Source organism: Paenibacillus sp. FSL H8-0315 (assembly GCF_038005365.1).
Lineage (GTDB): Bacteria > Bacillota > Bacilli > Paenibacillales > Paenibacillaceae > Paenibacillus_AQ > Paenibacillus_AQ odorifer.
Genome location: NZ_JBBOTA010000001.1, coordinates 6,449,785 through 6,472,039, shown reverse-complemented (window position 1 = coordinate 6,472,039; position 22,255 = coordinate 6,449,785). Strand labels below are relative to the sequence as shown.

18 protein-coding genes and 1 riboswitch are annotated in these 22,255 nt (G+C 41.8%); of the genes, 2 read left to right on the top strand and 16 right to left on the bottom strand.

The window, feature by feature from the left end; genetic code table 11:
• Positions 1-14: 14 nt before the first annotated feature.
• The 14 genes from MHB56_RS28330 to MHB56_RS28265 all read right to left on the bottom strand — a co-directional run bounded on the left by MHB56_RS28330 (position 15) and on the right by MHB56_RS28265 (position 18,310).
• Positions 15-242 (bottom strand): hypothetical protein, encoded by a 228-nt coding sequence (locus MHB56_RS28330; RefSeq protein WP_076190427.1) that lies wholly within the window; start codon positions 240-242, stop codon positions 15-17.
• A gap of 89 nt (positions 243-331) precedes the next feature.
• Complete coding sequence (locus tag MHB56_RS28325) at positions 332-1,957, bottom strand: DUF4179 domain-containing protein (protein WP_076306776.1); 1,626 nt, start codon at positions 1,955-1,957, stop codon at positions 332-334.
• Positions 1,935-2,525, bottom strand: a complete 591-nt coding sequence (locus tag MHB56_RS28320) for an RNA polymerase sigma factor (protein ID WP_076125840.1) — start codon at positions 2,523-2,525, stop codon at positions 1,935-1,937. Before MHB56_RS28320 ends, MHB56_RS28325 begins: the two co-directional genes overlap by 23 nt.
• Before the next feature lie 169 nt (positions 2,526-2,694).
• Complete coding sequence (locus MHB56_RS28315) at positions 2,695-3,984, bottom strand: amidase family protein (RefSeq protein WP_076309381.1); 1,290 nt, start codon at positions 3,982-3,984, stop codon at positions 2,695-2,697.
• Between the two features lie 95 nt (positions 3,985-4,079).
• A complete protein-coding gene (locus tag MHB56_RS28310; protein ID WP_341144278.1) occupies positions 4,080-5,645 on the bottom strand; it encodes an ABC-F family ATP-binding cassette domain-containing protein in 1,566 nt (521 codons plus the stop codon).
• 446 nt (positions 5,646-6,091) lie between these two features.
• Positions 6,092-7,402, bottom strand: a complete 1,311-nt coding sequence (locus MHB56_RS28305; protein WP_076280394.1) for a voltage-gated chloride channel family protein — start codon at positions 7,400-7,402, stop codon at positions 6,092-6,094.
• Positions 7,403-7,469: 67 nt separating this feature from the next.
• Positions 7,470-7,532, bottom strand: a riboswitch (Fluoride riboswitch).
• A gap of 7 nt (positions 7,533-7,539) precedes the next feature.
• A complete protein-coding gene (locus MHB56_RS28300; protein WP_036678376.1) occupies positions 7,540-8,262 on the bottom strand; it encodes a YebC/PmpR family DNA-binding transcriptional regulator in 723 nt (240 codons plus the stop codon).
• 164 nt (positions 8,263-8,426) lie between these two features.
• Positions 8,427-9,554, bottom strand: coding sequence for a 5-methyltetrahydropteroyltriglutamate--homocysteine S-methyltransferase (locus MHB56_RS28295; protein ID WP_341002482.1), 1,128 nt, complete (start codon positions 9,552-9,554; stop codon positions 8,427-8,429).
• Positions 9,555-9,693: 139 nt separating this feature from the next.
• Positions 9,694-10,809 carry a 5-methyltetrahydropteroyltriglutamate--homocysteine S-methyltransferase gene (locus tag MHB56_RS28290; protein ID WP_076184511.1) on the bottom strand — a complete coding sequence of 372 codons (1,116 nt, stop codon included), beginning with the start codon at positions 10,807-10,809 and terminating at the stop codon, positions 9,694-9,696.
• Positions 10,810-10,825: 16 nt separating this feature from the next.
• Positions 10,826-11,758 (bottom strand): LysR family transcriptional regulator, encoded by a 933-nt coding sequence (locus MHB56_RS28285; protein WP_076105621.1) that lies wholly within the window; start codon positions 11,756-11,758, stop codon positions 10,826-10,828.
• 120 nt (positions 11,759-11,878) lie between these two features.
• Complete coding sequence (locus MHB56_RS28280; RefSeq protein WP_341144277.1) at positions 11,879-13,006, bottom strand: phosphodiester glycosidase family protein; 1,128 nt, start codon at positions 13,004-13,006, stop codon at positions 11,879-11,881.
• A gap of 174 nt (positions 13,007-13,180) precedes the next feature.
• Positions 13,181-14,710 (bottom strand): TPM domain-containing protein, encoded by a 1,530-nt coding sequence (locus tag MHB56_RS28275; protein ID WP_340975922.1) that lies wholly within the window; start codon positions 14,708-14,710, stop codon positions 13,181-13,183.
• A gap of 1,532 nt (positions 14,711-16,242) precedes the next feature.
• A complete protein-coding gene (gene cysK / locus MHB56_RS28270) occupies positions 16,243-17,175 on the bottom strand; it encodes a cysteine synthase A (RefSeq protein WP_341144276.1) in 933 nt (310 codons plus the stop codon).
• Positions 17,176-17,287: 112 nt separating this feature from the next.
• A complete protein-coding gene (locus tag MHB56_RS28265; protein WP_076185862.1) occupies positions 17,288-18,310 on the bottom strand; it encodes a LacI family DNA-binding transcriptional regulator in 1,023 nt (340 codons plus the stop codon).
• Positions 18,311-18,626: 316 nt separating this feature from the next.
• On the opposite strand from MHB56_RS28265, the gene MHB56_RS28260 reads away from it, so the two are divergent.
• Positions 18,627-19,679, top strand: coding sequence for a 2,3-butanediol dehydrogenase (locus tag MHB56_RS28260; protein WP_076308544.1), 1,053 nt, complete (start codon positions 18,627-18,629; stop codon positions 19,677-19,679).
• A gap of 628 nt (positions 19,680-20,307) precedes the next feature.
• On the opposite strand, the gene MHB56_RS28255 is transcribed toward MHB56_RS28260, so the two are convergent.
• Together MHB56_RS28255 and MHB56_RS28250 are read right to left on the bottom strand one after the other, a co-directional pair.
• Positions 20,308-20,904, bottom strand: a complete 597-nt coding sequence (locus tag MHB56_RS28255) for a GNAT family N-acetyltransferase (RefSeq protein WP_076146092.1) — start codon at positions 20,902-20,904, stop codon at positions 20,308-20,310.
• Positions 20,901-21,581: an HAD family hydrolase gene (locus MHB56_RS28250; protein WP_340975921.1), complete on the bottom strand. Its 681-nt coding sequence runs from the start codon at positions 21,579-21,581 to the stop codon at positions 20,901-20,903. Before MHB56_RS28250 ends, MHB56_RS28255 begins: the two co-directional genes overlap by 4 nt.
• A gap of 129 nt (positions 21,582-21,710) precedes the next feature.
• Here MHB56_RS28250 and MHB56_RS28245 point away from each other — a divergent pair, with 129 nt between their 5' ends.
• Positions 21,711-22,205: a DUF6803 family protein gene (locus MHB56_RS28245; protein ID WP_076129365.1), complete on the top strand. Its 495-nt coding sequence runs from the start codon at positions 21,711-21,713 to the stop codon at positions 22,203-22,205.
• The last annotated feature ends 50 nt before the right edge of the window (positions 22,206-22,255 follow it).

The following is a 22,255-nucleotide window of genomic DNA, read 5'->3' as shown; positions in this document are numbered from 1 at the left end:
TGGTATTAGGGTAATTAACAAGAACAAGTAGCATCTTTTAAATTTCTAATGGCAATTGCATTTAGTCGAAGCGCTTCTACTATTGAGTCTCTTACTGCTAACAATTCAAATCTTTCACGACTGCCAATAGGCAACCTGCAAAGAATGGCTTCAATTCTTTTAAGACTTTCTTTCAGAACCACTCTTTGCTTACGCAATGCGTTCAAAGCTCTTTGAATTTTTCTCTTCTCTGCAGCAGTCATAAACTACCACCTCTTTTCGATTGTGATAGTATATGAGATGCTTATTCCCCCTTATTTGCTTGTACAATCCGGAAACCAAATAACTATATTTACTCTTTTTTGCTAGCTTCCATGATAGGAACGGACCAGTCTACATTAGAATACATTCGATTGTTTATCGTGCGCACTAATTGAAGCTGCTCGGGAATTTGTGTAAGGCCATCGGCACGGAATTGGAAATATTTCTTTTGATTATTTGACTGAGACTCGATAAATTCAATATAACCATCTTTCCATCCTACCCCTTTAGTAGTAAAAGCTCCTTGTTCAGTGAGTTTGTACTCCTTGCCATCTAGTGTCTTAAATATCCATTCACTATTTAAAAACTCATTTCTCAATCTTCCTCTAAAATGTAATACACCTTCCTTCGCTGATACATTGTTATCGGGAGATGACTCCACTGTAAAATCATTTAACATCAGTTCATCCCCGTCAAATGCAAAGGGAATCGGCTGTTCTTTCAACTTGGCAGGCTCAAATTGCACACTAGAACCATCCTTCTCTGGGATGAAATATCCATCCAATACGAAAGTATAAGGCGTATCCTGAGGTAAATATTTAAACGTATAGCTCCAGTGCATAAGTCCCTTTGTTGCCCCGGGAAGGTTAGAGTAGGACATCACGCTATTCTTATTAGGAAACTTTCTAGCATTAACACTGTGAATCTCTTCGCCTGCTGTATCCTCAAAATGGAATTTCAAACCCTGTTGCTTCCATAGTTCGCCAGGAGAACGGGTCAATGCCTCTTCACTCAATTGCGTATCAAACTCAAAACGAACACCTTGCACCATATGAGTTAATTTTTTCAAGGTCACAGTTAAACCGTCCGGGGAGGTGTAGCTACCCGTTAGTGGCATGGAGGTTGTTTGTTTATTCGCTTCTGTCATATCCATAGAAAAATTGAAATTCCAATCGCCTTTAAGAGTAGGGATGTTCTTGCGTTCACTTCCCAATTCAGTAATATGACCTTCGACCGTAATTCGATCAGTTTGCAGAGGTTCAGTGAAATTAGCGATCAAATAGTAAAAGTCACTGGTAAATCCTATATCGTATAACTCCCCAACAACCTTCCCTTGATCATCCTTAATCGCAATACTGTTCCCATCATTAAGGGCCAACCGCTTTTTATCATGCTTTCCATCTGGTCCAAACAACTGTAACGCAACAATTACCCGTGTAGGATCTGCCACTGCTTCATCTATTTTGATTGTGTAGCCCTTATCCTTCACCTTAATATTAGGATGCTCTACCAACCCAAATTCTTGTGCTCGTAGAAGGCCAATGTCCATGTTGTTTTTTACAAAAAGAGAACGTAAAGTCTCTGCCAGTGTAGGAACGGAATATAAGATCACGGCACTTAGCACAACCAGTAACAACGCCGCACCCATAAATAATCTCAGCAACTTATTGCGCTTCGGATGCTTGCGATTCCTTTGTGTTGGAGTAAATTCCTCAAGCTCTACTTGTTCCAAAGAAGCCATTACTTGAGCAGTAAATGAATCTGGTAAGCGCTCTTCATACATAGCCTGCGACCATTCAGCTTGTTCCTCAAGCTCTGCTTCGTAGATCATATTACAATGCGTACAAGTTGCCATATGTTCAGCTACGGCTTGATCTCGTAAGATAGATTTGCTTAAAATATATTCTTCGATCTCATAGGAATTTAAGCACCTCATCGGTCTTCACCTCCTGGAGTGTAATTAGCTGCTTCAAACGCTGTTTAGCCCGGTATAAATCATTTTGAATCTTGCTTAATGGAACATCTAGAACCATACACATTTCTTCATAGCTTAAATCATTGGTATAACGAAGCAGTAAAGCCGTACGATAATTAGACGGGAGCTTCTGCATCAGGTGAAGCAGCTCTGTGCGATGCTCCGATCGCATTAATTCTTCTTCTGGATTATCCGAAAGAGAATGTTCGGCATTGTCGTCCGGCAAACTCGCTGTCGGTCGGTCTTTTTTCCACAAATCCTTCAGTAAATTAGTCGCGATAGCATATAGCCACGCCGCAAAATTCTTATCCAAATCATGTGAGGCCAGCTTGCGGTAAGCTTTAATAAACGTCTCCTGCGTTATGTCTTGTGCATCTTGATGATTGGCTCCCATTCCTCGCAAAAGCCCATAAATTTTATTCTTATATCGATTTACAAGATACGAATAGTCTTCTTTATGTCCATCGAGAACATTTTGGATCCATAGCCTCTCATCCTCTTTTTCAACTTTCGGTACATGTCCCTTCACCTTGAAGCCTCCTTGAAGCACGATACTATATAGACGATCCCTATTAAAAAAACTCTCACTTTATACAAAAAAAAGTAGATCTTCAAATAAAACGAAGACCTACTGTGTAATCTACCGATTACGTTTTAGAACAAAATACAACAATTGATCCATTTCTAAAGCCATAGAATCACTGAAGCGCTAAAGAAACCACTTTACTCCAATAAATTAACTCTTCATCCCTACCATATGCCCCGATACATTGAAATCCTAATGGCATGTTATTTATAGAGGCAGCTGGAATACTCACCGCAGGCGCTCCAGCATATGACCAAATGGCCGTCATTCCGGTCCATCCGGTTCGTGAACCCCACAGCGGAGCTGTTCCTGCCTGAGCTGGCGAAACCCACAAATCAATCCCCTGTGACTTCTGCACATCTAATAGATCGTTTCTGAGCTTGATTTGTCCGCTACGATATCCTTCCAGTTCTTCCTCAGTGATGGTTCGTCCAGATAAAATAGCCTGCCGTACGGTATCCTCATAAAGATCTTTATAAATATCAAATAGTGAATGATGGACTTGCGCCATTTCTCCGTGAACAAACCGCACCATGGCATCTCCGTAGATAAAGCTATCTTCCCACGGCATCGCAACTGTTTTTATGCTGAACCCTGCTTCCTCAAGCTTCTTAAGCTGCTTCTGAAAGGTTATCTTGGTGTCATCCTCCAATAATGTCATGTATACACCTTCGGGTATCCCTAGCACAGGTTTACGAGCTTCATTAAATGGTTTCCATTCTGTTACTAGCTCCGCGGCGAGAAAGTCCATACCCTCCATATCCTGAGTGAAAAATCCAAACGTATCAAAAGATGGCGACATCAATTGGACACCATCTATAGGGATACGCGCATAACTAGGTTTAAAGCCGACCACTCCGCAAAATGAAGCAGGTGCCATAACAGAACGCAAGGTTTGTGTACCTATCGCAAATGGACAGATACCCGCGGCAACCGCAGCAGCAGAGCCTGCACTAGAGCCGCCAGGCGTATGATTTAGCTGATGAGGATTGCGGGTTGTGATAGGTCCGGCATAAGCAAATTCCTCCGTCACTGTTTTACCGGTGAACCAAACCCCTTTTTGCCGAAGCTTTTGAATAAAACTGCCCTCAGACTTCGTCAATGCTTGTGGGGGAAGGTTCGACCCTGCACGGGTAGGCAACCCGTCTAAGTGAATTAAGTCTTTGATTCCAACAGGTATTCCATATAGCGATGGGTTAGGAAATTCCGAATACTTCTCTCTTACCCTAGCCACTTCATTTTTTATTCTATCTGCTCGGTTCTCCTCTGGCACAAAAGCACGCACGTGTGGTTCTACTTTATTGTAAAGATCTAAATACTGCGTAAGATATCTATCCATGGTCACATCTGAGGTCTTATTGCCCTGAGCAAACTGAGCTAACGAAGATTTATTAATGTACATGTCTGATTGGAGCCCTCCTTAATATTCACTTAAACCAGGAAGCCATTTAAAGACGATTGTATTAATTTGGAACAGCTTCATGTTACTAGTTAACCTTATCTATGGCTATACTTTAGTTCTCTATTTCTATTTTCATCCACAATATTGATTACACGATCCACCCACCCTTGATAAAATTGCTCCTCATGAGAAACCAGAATCACTGTACCTTTAAATTGGATTAAAGCATTCTGTAAAGCATCTTTTGTTTCGGCATCTAAGTGATTAGTGGGCTCATCTAAGATTAAGAAATTACATGCTGTAAGCAATAAAAGACACAGCTTAACTTTGGATTGTTCGCCACCGCTGAGTGTACGGATAGGCTGTGTAACGTGACTATCTTTTACAACACATAATGCTAGATGACGACGTATTTCCTTAATAGTCAATTTTGGATAAAACGATGCGACGATTTCAATGGGTGTCATGCTATCGTTTTCCCAAATTAAATCTTGCTCGTAGTAACCAATAGAGACTTGTTCGGCAAAGCGGAATGCCCCGTCAACACTGGGGATTTGACCAACTAATGTTTTCAGCAATGTTGATTTTCCTATGCCGTTAAAGCCTGCTATGACTATCTTTTGTCCTCCTCGAATGGAAAATGTTAATTTTGGCAGCAGCGGCTTATCGTAACCAACCACAAGATGGTCTACTCTAAGCGCAACTTGTGCATTAACAGGAAGCTCTTGAAAACGGATAGATGCTTTAGTGACAAACGTCGGTGCAGCGATTCTCTCCATACGATCCAGCTGCTTCTGACGGCCACGGGCAATTCTAGAATTAACACCAGCACCATTTTTCCGGATATATTGCTCAGTGGCTTCAATTTTTTTCTGCTGTGCATGGTACTGCCGGATATGGCTTTCGCGAAAATGCTCCTTCTGTCTCAAAAAATCAGCATATTTGCCATGATATTTTTTAATCGTTTCCCCTTCAATATCGCAAATGCTTGTTGATATTTTATCGAGAAAAGTGTAGTTATGAGAGACCACAATGAAGGCTTGATCGAACGCTATCAGATATTCAGCAAGCCAGTTAATATGCGTGGTGTCGAGATAATTGGTGGGCTCGTCGAGCAATAACACATCAGGTTGTTCAAGCAACAGCTTTGCCAATATAACTTTGGTTCGCTGCCCCCCACTAAGCTGATCAATAGGACGGTCCATCCCCATTGCATTTAATCCTAGCCCCGTAACCACTTTACTGATATTGCTCTCGATAGAATAATAGTCGAGCGCCTCAAGTCGTTCCTGAAGGTCAGCTGCCTTCTGCAAAAGCACTTCATTGCCAGTAACAGCACATTCCGCATAAAGTGCATTCATCTTTTCTTCCATTTCGTATAATTCAGTGAACGCTCTCCTTAAATAACTTTGAACGGTACTTGACCCATCAATAACCGCGTATTGATCAAGATGACCTATTTTGATATTGGGCTGCCATTTAATCGTTCCACCATCAGGAATCACCTCACCCGTCAGAATACTAATCAATGTGCTTTTCCCTGTTCCATTCTGACCCACTACACCTACATGCTCCCCTTTGTAGACTTCCAAAGAAACCTGTTTATACAGCACTTTATCTCCAAAAGCATGTGATACATTAGAAACCTCAAGTAAACTCATTTGCTTTCCTCTTTTCTATAATTGTTTTTAAGCACAAAAAAAAGCAGAAGACACCGCGCCCTTGGGCGCAAGCCTTCTGCTTATTAGTGCACGAATAGACGGCACAAATAGATAATTGTCAGTTTGGAAACTGAACATTATAAACACAAAAGGCTGTAGACGAAAATTGTCTACAGCCTCTTAATCATTAACATCGGAAGATGGCGTAATCAAATAAGCATGAAAAATCACACTAAAATGACCTAGCTATCTTTCGATGATATAAAAAGCGATTCGCTTTTTGATTAAGCTCCGGACAACGTTTCATCGTTTGTATCCGATTGTTCGGAGCAGCTTCTGGTATATAATTTTTCAGTTTCCACATGAATCATGTTGAACCATCCCTTCGTTTGGCTACATTTTAAATCGTGTAACCGCACTTGTCAACCACCATCCGAGAGGTGCTGTTATTTTTTGCGGGCGCGTTTGACCGTACCGATCCTAGTCCCTTGAGGAATAGTAATGAACTGGCTCTTCGATACACCAATAAGCTGTGAAGTATAAATACTACTATGTCCGGAGAATAAATAACTCACCACACAAGCGATAAACATGTATATGGCTCCTTCCGAACCAAACAGCTCGATCCCCATTAAGAAGCAAGCGATAGGCGTGCTAGTAGCTCCACAGAAGACAGCAATAAAACCGAGGGCAGCTAAAAAGGGTCCATACACATGTAATATTCCAGCCAAGACATTTCCTAGTGTGGCACCAATCGTAAATAACGGAGTAACCTCACCACCCTGAAATCCTGTTCCTAAGGTAAAGGCGGTAAAGATCAGCTTCCATAAAAAAGCGAACGGCGAGACATCTCCCTCAAAAGAATCCTTGATTAATGGAATTCCGAGGCCTAAGTAATCACGAGACCCTACAAGGAATACTAAGGCAATGATAATTAATCCACCTACGGCACCTTTTATCATTGGATTGCTTATCCTGGCGGTGAAGATTCTTTTTAGAAAATGAGTCAGTTCACTGAAAAGCATACTCACGAGACCAAAAATTACAGAGGCCAATACCACTTTTAGAATAATCATTAAACTTAAAGCTGGAAATTCATTCACTACATAGTGTGTATGATGAACACCCCACAATCGAGTGGTGACCAGATCACCAACAAAGCTAGCCACAAAACATGGAAGTAATGCCTGTTGGCTAATAAGTCCAATGGTTACTACCTCTAGACCAAATAAGGTTCCAGCCAGCGGTGTTCCGAAAATAGAACCAAAGCCTGCACTGATCCCGCACATTAACAGTATCTTACGATCCAGAGGACTGATTTTAATCAGCTTTCCGAACCATTCCGCAAGGCTTCCGCCCATTTGAACAGCTGTCCCTTCACGCCCAGCGGATCCACCAAACAAGTGGGTTACTAATGTTCCGAACAACACCAATGGAGCCATTCGCAAAGGTATAGTCTCTTGGCCGTCCTGAATTTGTTCTATAATAAGGTTATTTCCTTTAGCGCTGTTTTTTCCGTAACGCATATATAGGAAACTAACAAATACTCCCCCAAGAGGCAACAAATAAAGTAGCCCTGGATGCTCTAAACGTACATCTGTTACGTAATCCAAGCTTTTTAGAAAAAAAGCAGAGGCGGTGCCGGATAAAATACCAACTACACTGCCGAGCACAATCCATTTGATAAATGTACTCCAAAGAGCAAAATAACTTCGCTTCTTAGTGATTTCAAACCATCGGGTAGACCATGGATTCATCTCGACAGCTCCTAAGGACAAAATAAATTAGTCTCAACAATAAAACAGACCCCTACCAGGGAAGCTCACACTGGTAGGAGTCATTAGTCTCAGAGAGACAGTTATGGCGAACTCCATCGCCCTTTATAAAACTTAAATTATTCTTCTTCTGAATCTACGTTATGATACACTTGTTGAACATCTTCCAGGTCTTCCAAAGCATCAATCAATTTCTCGAATTGAGCTTGAGCATCTTCTGGGAGTGCCACATAGTTTTGTGGAAGCATGTTTAACTCAGCAACAGTAAATTCAGTGATGCCTGCATTTTTGAATACTTCTTGCACTGCATTGAACTGATCAGGCTCTGCATAAACAATAACTGCATCATCCTCTTCCAGCACATCGCGTACATCAAGTTCTGCATCAAACATCATTTCAATTACTTCATCAGCAGTTTTACCTTCCACACCTATAACGGCCGTAGAGTCAAACATGTAAGCTACTGATCCGCTGACACCCATATTTCCGCCATTCTTACTGAAGGTTGAACGGATCAATGGAGCTGTCCGATTAACGTTATTTGTTAGCGCATCAACGATGATCATTGAACCGCTAGGTCCAAATCCTTCATAACGAAGCTCTTCATAATTTTCTTCAGCGCTACCTTTAGCCTTATCAAGCGCACGGTCAATGATCGCTTTTGGTACATTGTAAGTTTTTGCACGTTCTAATACAACTTTCAGGGCCCGGTTCGCTTCTGGATCGGGTTCGCCCTTCTTTGCTGCTACATAAATCTCAACACCAAACTTTGCATAAACACGACTTGTGTTTGCGTCTTTGGAAGCTTTCTTTTCTTTAATATTATTCCACTTACGACCCATATTGTTCCCGCTCTCTTTCAACATGAATTAAAAACAATTGTTACTTATTATACCCTTCTTCGATAGCTCTAGTAAAGTGCAGTAGTAGGTTAATCCTCTAAGCTGTCACAATACAGATAGAAAAAGCCCCTGATTCAATCAGGAGCCTGCTAATTTTTTATAGATTACTGCCAAATTTCATCTGCAATCTCTTTAATAAACTGCAGTTTATCCCATTGCTGTTGATCTGTCAGATGGTTTCCTTCTTCCGTAGAGGCAAAACCACATTGTGGGCTCAGGCACAACTGATTGATATCCACATATTGCGAAGCTTCTTTAATCCGTCCAATGATTTCTTCTTTATTCTCAAGCTCACCTGACTTCGAACTGAACAAACCTAAAACTACTTGTTGATCTTTAATAAATCTAAGGGGTGCAAAGTCTCCGGCCCGATCCGTATCGAACTCCAGATAGAAACCATCTACATCCACCGTTCCAAATAACACTTCTGCGATAGGCTCGTATCCGCCGGATGCTGCCCAAGTGGACGCGTAGTTCCCACGGCATACATGCATCGTGATAACCATATCTGCTGGATGATCTTTAATCGCTTCGTTATTTACAAATGCGTATAACTTAGCGATTTCGTTAACATCTACACCCTCTTTTTGACGTGCTTCCCAATATCCTTTATCACAGAGCATACCCCATGTGCAGTCGTCCAATTGCAGATTACGGCAACCTGCCTCATAGAAATCACGAATAACTTCACGATAAGCTGCAGCAATATCAGCCACAAGTTCATCCTGCTTGTCGTAAACAGCTACAGTAGTCTTTTGATTGCGCTGAAGTTCAGCAAGGAACTGCGCTGGCGAAGGAATCGTTTGGCGCGCTACTACATCATTTCCCGCTATGCTAACCAATTGTCTGTAGTCAGCGATCATTGGATGGCTAGTCCCACGGATTTTACCGGATAATTCTGCAGTTTCCGCTCTGGTCTCTACACCATTAAACAGGTAGCCCACTGGGCTGACTTTCTTTGTTACCCCTTCAAGGCCCCACATAAAATCTAAATGCCACCAGGAGCGGCGGAACTCTCCATCCGTTACACCTTTTAATCCGACCGCTTTTTGTTTTTTCACAACTCTGGCAATCTCTGTATCTTCTACCTTGCGCAATTCATCAGCGGAGATTTCATTATTTTGATATTGGACACGAGCTCTCTTAATCGTTTCCGGACGTAAGAAGCTGCCAACGATATCTACTCTGAATGGCACTTCAGTTCTTTGTTTTCCTTTTTGGATGGTACTCATAGGGGTTCGTCCTCCTTCATTGTCTGTGCTTTTCTGTTGAATTCACTATAGCACTGTACAATCAGGACAGGGTAACTCCTAAAAACTATGGCCTACCATAAGCTTACGCTATAGCAGGCCACCAAATTAGCTTATTTAATTATAACCAGACCTCTCGGGCGGTTTCGATCACAAGGCGTATTTTATCCCACTGCTCTTCTTCAGTTAGAATATTTCCTTCCTCCGTAGAAGCAAATCCACACTGAGGGCTTAGGCACAGCTTCTCAATATCTACATATTGCGCGGCTTCTTCGATTCTTGCCTTAAGCTGCTCTTTACTCTCCAGACCCCCATGTTTAGTTGTTACTAATCCCAACACTACAAATTGGTCTTTAATAAATCGTAAGGGTTCGAAATCGCCAGCTCGTTCATTATCATATTCCAAGAAAAAGGCATCAACTTTTGTATTGGAAAAAAGCACCTCGGCAACAGGCTCATAACCGCCAGCAGCGAACCAAGTGGAGCGAAAATTACCTCGGCAAACGTGCAGCGCGATGGTCATATCATGCGGACGATTCGCAATACTCTCATTGATCAGCCTAACGTAATCCTTTGCTAACTGATCGGGATCTGTACCTCTACTTCGTAAATGGGCGCGATGTCGGCCACTGCTCAGCGTTCCCCAAGTTGTGTCGTCTAACTGAAGATAACGGCAGCCTGCATCGTAAAAGGCTTGAATCGCAGTTTGGTAAACCGCGATGATATCTTGAAATAGAGTTTCCTTATCAGGGTAAACTTCATTTCCATTAAACTCCTCCACAAAGTGAAATAGGGCAGGTGAAGGGATCGTCATTTTGGGTAACCGGTCTCCCGCCATTTCCTTGAGCTTTATAAATTGCTGTAGCATGGGATGATCTTCAAAGGAAATCCGGTCAACAATTCGGAATGATTCTGCACGCTGAACCGTTTCGGCTCTTCCATTCCCTTGGTTTAAGTTAATCTTTTCAGTTCCTTTAATTCCGACAAAGAAATCAAGATGCCACCAGGAACGGCGAAACTCACCATCTGTTACTGCTAATAATCCTACTTCCTTTTCTAATTCCAGTAGTTTAGCAATCTCAATATTCTCTATTTCATAAAGCTCACTACCTGTAATTTCACCATTCTCATATTGGAGGCGGGCTGCTTTAATCTCTTCCGTACGCAAGAAGCTGCCGACGATATCATAGCGAAAGGGTGGAGCATTTCTCTGGGTGCCAGTTACGGGTCTAATCATACCGATCCTCCTACAGCTATAGTAAAAAATGATTTAGATCAAAATAACTTCCGGAAACCAAGTCATTTAAGATTTCTATATACTTGGATGCCATCACACTAGGTCTACGATCTTTATGCGCAATCCAACCAACCGTGAATACTTCATTACTCTCAAATGGAATCGTCTTCAGTCCATTACCGTTCAGATCGGATGCCATGATTCCTGTACCCACTGTATAACCGTCCGTGCCCATTAATAAATTGGTCAAGGTTGCCCGGTCATTCACTTTAATATTCTTCTCAATCTGAGAAAAACTTAACATTTCCTCCGAGAAGTGAAGTGAATTGTTCTCACCCTGTTCAAAAGTAATATACGGAAAAGGTAAAATATCGTCCTGCGAGATCCTTTCCTTCTGGGCAAGCGGATGTCCAGTTCTAACATAAAGATGTGGGTCAGTATTAAAGAGTGGCGTGAATTTCAGATTACCGTCACTGAACAGCTTATTCATATGCTTATAGTTGCTCTCGTTAATATAAAGAATCCCCAAATCGCTACGGAGAGTACGCACATCTTCGATGATGTCGTAGGTTTGCGTCTCTCTCAAGCTGAAGTTGTACTCTGAGACATCACTTTGCTTCATGAGACTCACAAAAGCATCTACCACAAAAGCATAATGCTGAGTCGAAATGGAAAAATAGATTGGGCTACGCTTTTTCCCAGTATAACGATTCTCCATAAGCTCTGTTTGTTCAATGATTTGACGGGCATATCCGAGAAATTCCATTCCTTCTACAGAAATGCTGATTCCACGGTTCGTCCTTTCAAAGATGGTAATCCCAAGTTCATTTTCAAGCTCTTTAATAGCGTTGGACAGGCTCGGTTGAGAAACAAAGAGTTTCTTTGCCGCCTCATTCATGGAGCCACTATTTGCAATTTCGATAGCGTAGCGGAGCTGCTGCAACGTCACTCCTATTCCCCCTGTTCCAGACCTATTCGTACTACATTCTGTTTCATACTAGCTGATATCGTAGCATAAATACACATCTCATTCCAAGATAATCCTTATTATGTGCCCAATAACGCGTACTTATTGTGTTCTCTTTTTCCCAGCATCAATCTTGGCAGGATCTAGTCCTTTCCAGATATTTGGCATATCAACCTGTTCTGGATGCTCAAAAACTAAAAAAGCTGTAGGCAAATACCGCTCACCATATTGGGATGAGGGTTTATTCATAATCTCATTGTCTTTTACTAGTACCGTAGAAGAACCACCATCCAGATTAGCCGCTATCACGGCTCCATGCTTAAGCAAAATCTGCTGCACATCATAGAGATTTGCTCCAATACTATAAGTAGGCTGTCGACCGTCAATTACTACAAAAATAATAGCGCCATCTGCCCGCTGACCCATTGCTGTTCTAGGTGCAATCCCCCAACCTTCCGCTGCATTCTTAATCAATCCTTTGCCATTGACGATTAGCCGCGGGCTAAAAGTAACTGCCTCCTGAACCCCCATTTTACTAATCTCATCTAGCGTATAATTCCCGGCAACCATTTTTCCTTGTTTATCAAGACCAACAATCTGTGTAGATTTTTTACCGCCAAGACCGTTGTAATATAACTTCCCTTGTGAGACTACAATTCCTATGGGTTTAAACCCGTTACCTTTCCAGTTCGGATCAGCGAACCCACCACCGTTAACTCCAGCGATAGCGCCTGTACGCTTCACCATACTGGTTACTTTTTCACCTGAACCAATCTTATTAGGTATTCCTAGTCGGACTTTGGTTGGATCATTAACAATCATTACATATCCGGTATAGCCACTGCCTGAGACATTCTCAATCTCGACAAGCGGCTTCGCTACCACCTCAGGTTCGGGAGCGATCGTATGTGTATCTATTTCGTCCCCCATCTCTTCAAAACGGGCGGTATATTCGGTTACCCGGTCCTTCAGTTGATCTTCACCTATAATATATTTAGCCATATAGCGATGTTGTGTTGTAATTAGCGTATCTGCGATTGTATAACGTAAGTTCTGAGCCGAGGGTGCAAAATAAAGCCATCCACCAGCAGCGATCATTAAGAATAAGCAGAATAAAAAAACTTTGGATAAGGTGCGAAAAAAACTCCGTTTCTTCCGCTTTTTTATTGGTTTCTTTACAGGTTTCTTATTGCGTGCATTGGAATGTTGAGGTAATGATGAAGTGCTCACTTCTGAGTATTCCTCCCTAAATATTACTAATTTGATAATATGTACAACTCGTCCTTATCATAGACGATAATTTTCGTTAAAAGTTTCTGTTTGAGAAATAGTCAACATTCAAAAACAAAAAACGAGCAGGTTTCCAATATCTTGGCTACCTGCTCATCTAAAGCTAAACAAATTCTAATGTCTTCCTACTCCACCGCCGCTGCTAGCGCTACCGCCGCCGCCTGATGAGCCACCACCGCCGGAATAACCGCCACCACCTGATGAGCCTCTATCATCATCATCTGAGTAGCTGCGGCTGGATGAGCTTGAAGAATGTCTTCCTGCTCCTCCACCACTGCTGGAACCTCCACCACCATGGTTCTCGTTGCTTGAGGAATACCGTCCTGCACCGCCACCGTTAGTAGAGCCTCCGCCACCACTGTTTCCCCAGAAACTTGATTGCGAATTGTTTGTATTCCTATGGTGGTGATGATAATAACGTCTGTGCCAGCGTCTGCCATAACCGTAATCCGCTTGACCATGCCAAGGACCATAACGGCGTATATTCCTTTGGCTATATGGATTAAATGGCAAACCATACATTTCTATATATCTATTGCGTCGTGAAGCAGTAAATCCAAATAAGATAAGCGAACCAAAAATCGCTGAGAAAATTAGAAAAGCCTTGCTTTTACTAACCGCCTCACCTCCACTTGTAGCTGTAGTAGAGGAAGTACCAGAATTCGTTGTAGTTCCAGGATTAACATTGTTTCCGTTGTTTCCAGTGACTCCTTGCGGATGATCCGCTCTAGCTAACAAGAAACTGTAGAACGAATTAACTGTCGTTGTAGCTCCCGTACCGTAATCTTTTTTCACAAATTGGGGTTCAAGCACGGTATTTAAAATATTACTAATAGCCTCATTGGTTAAAACCTTGTCGATATCCTTGCCTTGTAGAACATGATAGTTGTCTCCGCCTATGTCCAATACCAGCATAACATCCTTAGGACCAGCACCTACCGAAGCAAACTTCATATAGGTATAGTCCTGCAATGTTTTATCTCCAGCATTTTTTACGGTGACCACATAAATTCCACTTCCGGTTGTTGTTTTATATCTGTTGCTGGAATCGTTCAGATAGTCTTTAGTTACTTTTTTGAGCACACCCGCATTATCGGATACGTAATTTTTGGTGCCAACATTTTCTGCCCAAGTGCCGCCCATAGCTTGAATAAAAGCTCCATACGTCTTCCTAGCACCATTACTGTATGTTTTAGCTGCGAAATCCGGCTCAAGATATTGTGAAAGAATCTCTTTAATCTTACTGTTAGGCAATGATTCCTCTATACCTTTACCTTGTACCGCCCAATAATCATCATCTTTTATAGAAAGGAGCAGCAGCAGACCGTTATTTTTATCCGCAGCCCCCACACCCCAGCTATTGAAAAGCGATTTTGCATACTCTTCCATCGAAACCCCTTCAGTAGAATCGACAGTTACAAGCACAACTTGAGCTCCAGTAGCCTGATGTAATCGAATACCGTAGTTCACCATGTAATTCTCTGCTTTCTCGTCAATCACATTCGCAAAATCATTCACATAAAATGACCCTGTATGCTTAGGTACAGCAGTTTTGGCTAAACTTACGGCCGGCAAAAGCAATACACTTAACAATAAGGCAGCAAGTGTGGTATGTAGCAGTATTTTTAGAGTTCTCGTGTTCATATGTACCTCCTGATCTATCATTATCTCTCTTATTTATCGGTTACGCGCGGTTAGCGGAATAGTTCCATTTTATTCTAAACTGGAAATTACACAACAGGAAAAAACGGTTAGAGTTTATGAGGCGGGTGATTTGAGGCGTGCGAGTCACTTCAGGGGCAATCATCGTGTTGTGTTGATGGATCAAACTCAAGAGCATTGGAGATTTGGAATCCCCTACTGGATAACATACTTTTCACTGATGCATCGGACTCAGGAGACGTTATTCTGTTTATTTGAGCGTTTGTGGCAGGCTATCGGACTCAGTTGCAGCTTTTTACTCAAAACCACACCACTTATCCGCAAATGTTGGCCAATAAGTGCTATTCAGTCCGATAACGCAGCAAAATGAGCTTAAAAGCCGAAATAGCTGCAATACGGTTCGTAACACACTGAACTCTCTTAGTTACTTGAAATAATGGGAGTTTTGGATCCTTCTTAAACTTCTTAGTTACTTGAGGTACATTGGAGTTTTGGAATCCCCTGCTGGATAACACACTTTTCGCCGATTCATCGGACTCAGGAGACGTTATTCTGTTTATTTGAGCGTTTGCGGCAGGCTATCGGACTCAGTTGCAGCTATTTACTTAAAACCACACCACTTATCCGCAAATGTTGGCCAATAAGTGCTATACAGTCCGATACCTCGGCAAAATGAGCTGAAATGCTGAAATAGCTGCAATACGGTCCGTAACACACTAAAATTCCTTGGCTACTTGAGATAATGGGGGGCTTGGAATCCCCTGCTGGATAACATACTTTTCGCCGATTCATCGGACTCAGGAGACGTTATTCTGTTTATTTGAGCGTTTGCGGCAGGCTATCGGACTCAGTTGCAGCTATTTACTCAAAACCACACCACTTATCCGCAAATGTTGGCCAATAAGTGCTATACAGTCCGATACCTCGGCAAAATGAGCTGAAATGCTGAAATAGCTGCAATACGGTCCGTAACACACTGAACTCTCTTAGTTACTTGAAATAATGGGAGTTTTGGATCCTTCTTAAACTTCTTAGTTACTTGAGGTACATTGAAGTTTTGGAATCCCCTGCTGGATAACATACTTTTCGCCGATGCATCGGACTCAGGAGACGTTATTCTGTTTATTTGAGCGTTTGCGGCAGGCTATCGGACTCAGTTGCAGCTATTTACTCAAAACTACACTGTTTATCCACAAATGTTGGCCAATAAGTGCTATACAGTCCGATAACGCAGCAAAATGAGCTGAAAAGGCGAAATAGCTGCAATACGGTCCGTAACACACTGAACTTCCTTGGCTACTATACAAAATGGGAGATTTGGAATCCCCCTTGAACTTCTTAGCTACTTGTAATAATGGGAGGTTTGGAATCCCCCTTAAACTACTAAGTTACTTGAGGTACCCGTTATCTGGAGATATACAGCCAATACTCCAACAACAAAAAGGCTCAGCCTATAGCTGAACCTTTTGCTTGCTTTTTAAAGCCAATTCCTTGGATCTAGCGCTCATGTTCCGTTAAAAATCAAACAGCGTAGTGGTTAAGTAACGTTCACCGGTATCCGGCAGAATCACCACGATGGTCTTGTCCTTATTCTCAGGACGCTTAGCGATTTGTGTAGCTGCGTAAACAGCTGCTCCGGAGGAGATACCCACCAGCAATCCTTCTGTTCTCGCAAGTGCACGTGATACGCTATAGGCATCATCATTTTTCACCTGAAAAATCTCATCCACCACTTCATTATCGTAATTCTCCGGAATAAAGTTTGCTCCAATGCCCTGAATCCCATGTCCCTTAGGACGGCCTCCTGATAAAACAGGAGAGTCAAACGGCTCGATGGCGACAATTTGGACTGCGGGGTTCTTTTCTTTCAACGCTTTCCCAACACCCGAGATAGTGCCTCCAGAACCAACACCCGCTATGAAAATATCAACATCTCCATCGGTATCCCGCCAAATCTCCTCTGCTGTAGTCGTTCTGTGTATTTCCGAGTTCGCAGGATTGCTGAATTGTTGGGGAATAAATGAATTTGGAATTTCCGCAGCTAATTGTTCTGCCTTTCTTACAGCTCCGCTCATTCCTTCAGTTCCCGGTGTTAACACAAGCTCAGCACCTAATGCCAGCATTAATTTACGGCGTTCAATACTAAATGTATCTGGTAGGACGATGATCAGTGAATACCCTAAGCTAGCAGCTGCAAAAGCAAGTCCTATCCCAGTGTTTCCACTAGTAGGCTCAATAATGACAGAATCTTTATTAATGAGACCTCTCTCTTCCGCATCTTTGATCATTGCATATCCAATACGATCTTTAACACTACCTGCAGGATTAAAAGATTCCAGCTTGGCAAGAACCCTTGCTTCTACGTTTTGGGTTTTACTATACTTTGAAATCTCTAATAACGGTGTATTTCCGATCAGATCGGTTAAGCTCTTATAAATATTAGCCATAATGATCCGCACCTCATTTCTTAATTTCCAATCAAATTACTCTGTATTAAGTCTAGCAGGATTTAAAGGATTTACAACCTATTCATTCTTAGTAGTCGCAAACTTGAGGCCTTTAATTCGTACTACGTCTAACCGAAACACTTGACTCTCGCACGATTAATCGCGGATCAAGCTGCACCCTTTGATACTCCCCGGTAATATTATCCTGAATACGTTGCAAAAGAAGCTGTGTGGCTAATCGTGCCACTTCATTCCCCATGATGGAAACTGAACTAATCTGAGGCGTTGTGATAGTTGTCCATGCGTTATTATCTACCCCAACCACCGCCACATCTTCAGGAACACGTACGCCTAATTCTTTAAACCGATTCACAATACCTATGGCCACCATGTCATTCACTGCATAAATAGCGTCTGGCATATGCGTCAGGCTGTAGAAATAGTCAGCGGCTTGTAGTCCAGTTTGCAAGGAAAAGTCTTCGCCAAAATAAACAAGCGAAATATCCACTTGATTTAAAGCTTGCTGATAAGCAAGATAACGATCTTCAATAAGATCTTTTTGTGCCCCTGCATATGCAATTCTAGAACGACCGATATTAATTAAATGCTCCATCACTAATTGTCCTTCAAAACGTGACAAACTAACGACGTCAGCTTTCACATTTTCTGTGATTCTTTTCCCGTAGTTAATGATGGAGACCGGAACACTCGATTTATTAATTAACTCTACCATGGTCTTTGGATAAGCAAGAGGCATGATAATGAGTCCATCTACATGTAATTTTTTGACCTCACGAATCGTTTCGAGCTCAGTGCGCGGGTTGCCAGAAGTATTAATTTGAATTACCCGATAGCTATGTTGTTTGGCGGCTTGCTCTACGGACCAGGCGATATCCGGAATAATTGCGTTGCGAATGTCAGGAACGGCCAGAGCAATTTGCTTCGTTTGGCGGATTTTGAGGCTTTGCGCAGAGGTATTTGGAGTGAAACCCATCTCCTCAATCACTTGCAGTACCAGCGCCTTGGTCTTGGAACTAATTCCCTCTGAATTATTAATGGCTCTTGAGACAGTAGCAATACCTACCCCCGCCCGTTTCGCTACATCCTCTATGGTTACTTTGTTTTTATTAGCCACTCTGATAGTCCCCTTATTTCCGGAATCGTTTTCGTATTTATCTCTATTCCACTCATCTAAAATCAAAATTCCAATGTATAGATTATAACATAATAGTACATAGAAGAATACTTATCTCAGCTGCCACTGTGAGCCTAAAGGCTTGATATAACTCTATTTTAGTGAAAAATTTCACTAATTTTCAATATTAATATTTTCAATATTTAAATTTGACAATATGAAAATTATGTGACATATTTGTTCTCGGAAACGTTTCCTCTTTTCCAGAAATAAAATACTATTTATTATTTAATTATTAATCTAGGAGATGAATGATATGCAAGCATTAAGATGGCATAACGTCAAAGATCTACGGTTAGAAAAGATTGAAGAACCAGCAGCCCTTGAAGGAAAAGTGAAAATCAAAATCGAATGGTGCGGAATTTGTGGCAGCGATCTTCACGAATATGTAGCCGGTCCTATTTTCATTCCCCAAGGAACAGATCATCCCCTTACTGGTGAAAAAGCTCCAGTCGTAATGGGACATGAATTCTCTGGACAAATCGTAGAAGTAGGTCAAGGCGTTAGCAAGTTTAATGTTGGTGATCGCGTCGTCGTAGAGCCTGTTTTTGCATGTGGTGAATGTGTGGCTTGTCGACAAGGTAAATATAATCTTTGTGAAAAAATGGGCTTCCTAGGTTTGGCTGGTGGTGGCGGTGGATTCTCAGAATACGTCGCAGCAGACCAACATATGGTGCACAAAATTCCAGACAGCTTATCCTATGAACAAGGTGCTCTCGTGGAACCTTCTGCCGTTGCTCTACACGCTGTTCGTTCCAGTCAACTGAAGGTTGGAGATAAAGCTGTAGTATTCGGTGCTGGCCCAATCGGTTTGCTGGTCATTGAAGCTTTGAAAGCATCCGGCGCAGCTGAAATCTATGTAGTAGAACTTTCCGAGGAACGTAAGAGTAAAGCTGAAGAACTTGGTGGTATTGTAATCGATCCTAAACAATATGATGTGGTCGAAGAAATTCAAAAACGTACCGATGGTGGCGTAGATGTTGCGTTTGAAGTGACAGGTGTACCTCCCGTTCTAACCCAAGCCATTAATTCCACTAAATTGAGTGGACAAATCATGATCGTTAGTATTTTCGAAAAAGATGCTACGATTACTCCAAACAATATCGTACTTAAAGAACGCAACTTAACTGGTATCATTGGTTACCGTGATGTTTTCCCAGCTGTAATTAGCTTGATGGAACAAGGGTACTTCCCTGCTGAAAAACTTGTTACTAAGAGAATTAAACTGAATGAAGTGATTGATCACGGGTTTGAGGCTCTTTTGAAAGAAAAAAATCAAGTGAAAATCCTTGTAAGTCCTAAACAATAACCATAAGCAGCCTATTGGCTGAATCATAAAAGAAGGCGCTGCTCCAAGCAGCTCTTTCTAGAATTTGTAGCGGTCTCTGTTATTAAAAAAAACCAGGCAGCGATTCTCCGGGATTGGAGTATCACTGCCTGGTGTTTTTGATCTGTGGGGGGTGTTTAAGCAAATTTATGGGCAAATCCTTATACGCTCTGGCTTAACTCGCTTAATCATCCGCTGATCCACCAAGTATATTCATCCTCACTAAGCAGGAGTTGCAAGTCTGATGCCTTGAAGAAATCCTTTCAGACAGAACGTAGCTTCCGGTGCATTCCCTCTTGGTATACACTTCTGGTACCGAAATTAAAGGATTCGAATGAGATAATGGAGAGTGATATAGGGTAAATGTGAAATAACTGCATTCTGTACACTTATTCCGTATGCAAAAGTAACTATTCTTGTTTTAATTGTATTCTGTACAATTAAAACCCTGAAAATCCACCTATAAGGAATTAAATGAGGAATATAGATGTACTAAATACAGTTATATCTATACCCCGACCAATTAAGGAATTATAGTTGTACAAAATACAATTAAACACTCACTCTGCTTTAACAAATTGCTTCCGTCGCCACTCTGATTCATCTATACTTATGCGTATTTATCATTTATCAAATAATGCAGATTCTCTTTTACAGCAGGCCATTCGGTATCCAATATGCTAAAGACCACATTATCATGAATCGATCCGTCAGACTTGATTCTATGCTTACGCAGAACCCCTTCTTTAACCGCCCCTATTCGTTCTACTGCTCTTTGTGACCTCAAGTTGTTCGCGACCACTGTAAATTCTACGCGGATCAGCTTTAGTTCTTCAAAACAATAGTGTAGCAGCAGCGACTTGCCTTCTGTGTTCACACTAGTTCTCCAATAGTCTGGTGAGATCCAGGTACATCCAATTTCAGCGTTACGATGAACCAAATCCGGATGCATAATACGAGTGGTTCCGATAATTCGCTCCGTTGCTTTATCAATGATAGTAAAGGTAATTTGTGAACCGTTCTTTTGATTCGCTAAAGCTGTTGAGATTAATCCTTGCACCTGCTCGTCCGACGTTATTTTTCGCCAGGTAAATTCCCAGATGTCTGGATTTCTTAACACTCTCGCCAATCCTTCTGCATGACTTTCATCTATTGGAACCAGCTTAATCGATTTCCCGTCAAGTATTTCAGTATTCATAACACTCATTTGGTGCACCGTTCTCTCAATGAAATATGCTGAATGATATCTGCAATTTCTTCCACACGAAAGGCGATATGGTCTGCTCCGGCTTGTTCAAGCTCTTCCTTGGGACCATAACCAAAAGTCACTCCAATAGATTCGACACCACAGCCAATAGCACCGATGATATCATGCTTACGATCTCCTATCATTACCGCTTCCTCTGGATGTATGTCATTCTCATCAAGCACGTACTGAATAACCTCTTGCTTCTTAGAACGGGTACCGTCCAGATTACTTCCTCCGATATGTTTGAAATAATGATCGAGCTTATAATGCTCAAGAATCTGTGCTGCAAAAACAGTCGGTTTGGAGGTTGCTACATACAATGAGTATCCATTCGTCTTAAGTCCCTCCAGCAATTGGGGTATACCTTCAATCACCTTATTCTCAAATAATCCCGTGGCACTGTAACGCTCCCGGTAAAAAGCAACCGCTTGAAGCGCTTGTTCCTCAGTGAAATGGTGCAGCTCGATAAATGAATCATATAACGGAGGACCTATGTAAGGAAGAAGCTCATCCAAATGCTCGATCTGTATATCAAATTTGTTCAAAGCGTATTCTACGCTTTTGGTGATGCCTTCTTTGGGGTCTGTTAAAGTACCATCTAAATCAAATAAAATGTTTTGTAATCCTCTTCCCACGGTTGTCTTGCTCCCCTCGACTGTTATTATTGCATATATTTATCATACCTTCGTTTCCACATACTTTCCACATACTTCTCGAATACGATAAGTAACTGAAGCTATTACATATTATCGGAGGAGTATCTTATGAACATGACGCATTACATGTCTTTGCTAGCGGACAACCAGCCTTGGAATTTGATTATATTCATGGCCATCCCCGTGATTTTTGCTGAGACGATTACCATTACAGAGTTTATTATTTTGTTCACCAAGAATCTAACAGGCCCACTACGATCCTTCAACAAAGTCTGCAGCATACTCGCAGGGATATATTTCACAGGTGTATTCCTCTACTTGTTCCCAACTGCGTTTATTCCTTTGTCTGTGAATGGGGAATGGCACACATGGGTTGATATCGTAGCCGTGGGCTTCTATTTAAGCGGAGTACTCTTCTTATTGCCACTGGCTTTGTTAGATCTTGGTCTGATTGCCCGTAAACGATCGGAAGAGCACAAGATGAAGCTGCATTTTCTGCTTATTAGTGGATTCTTGGTCGTGGCGCATATCGCGATGATATTCGGGATGATTAATCCGGAAATTGTAGGGAGTATGGGTGGAATGGGCGATATGATGCATTAAAGTTTATTAACAAAACGTAATCTAAGACAAAAAGCAGATCAAGGATAAAA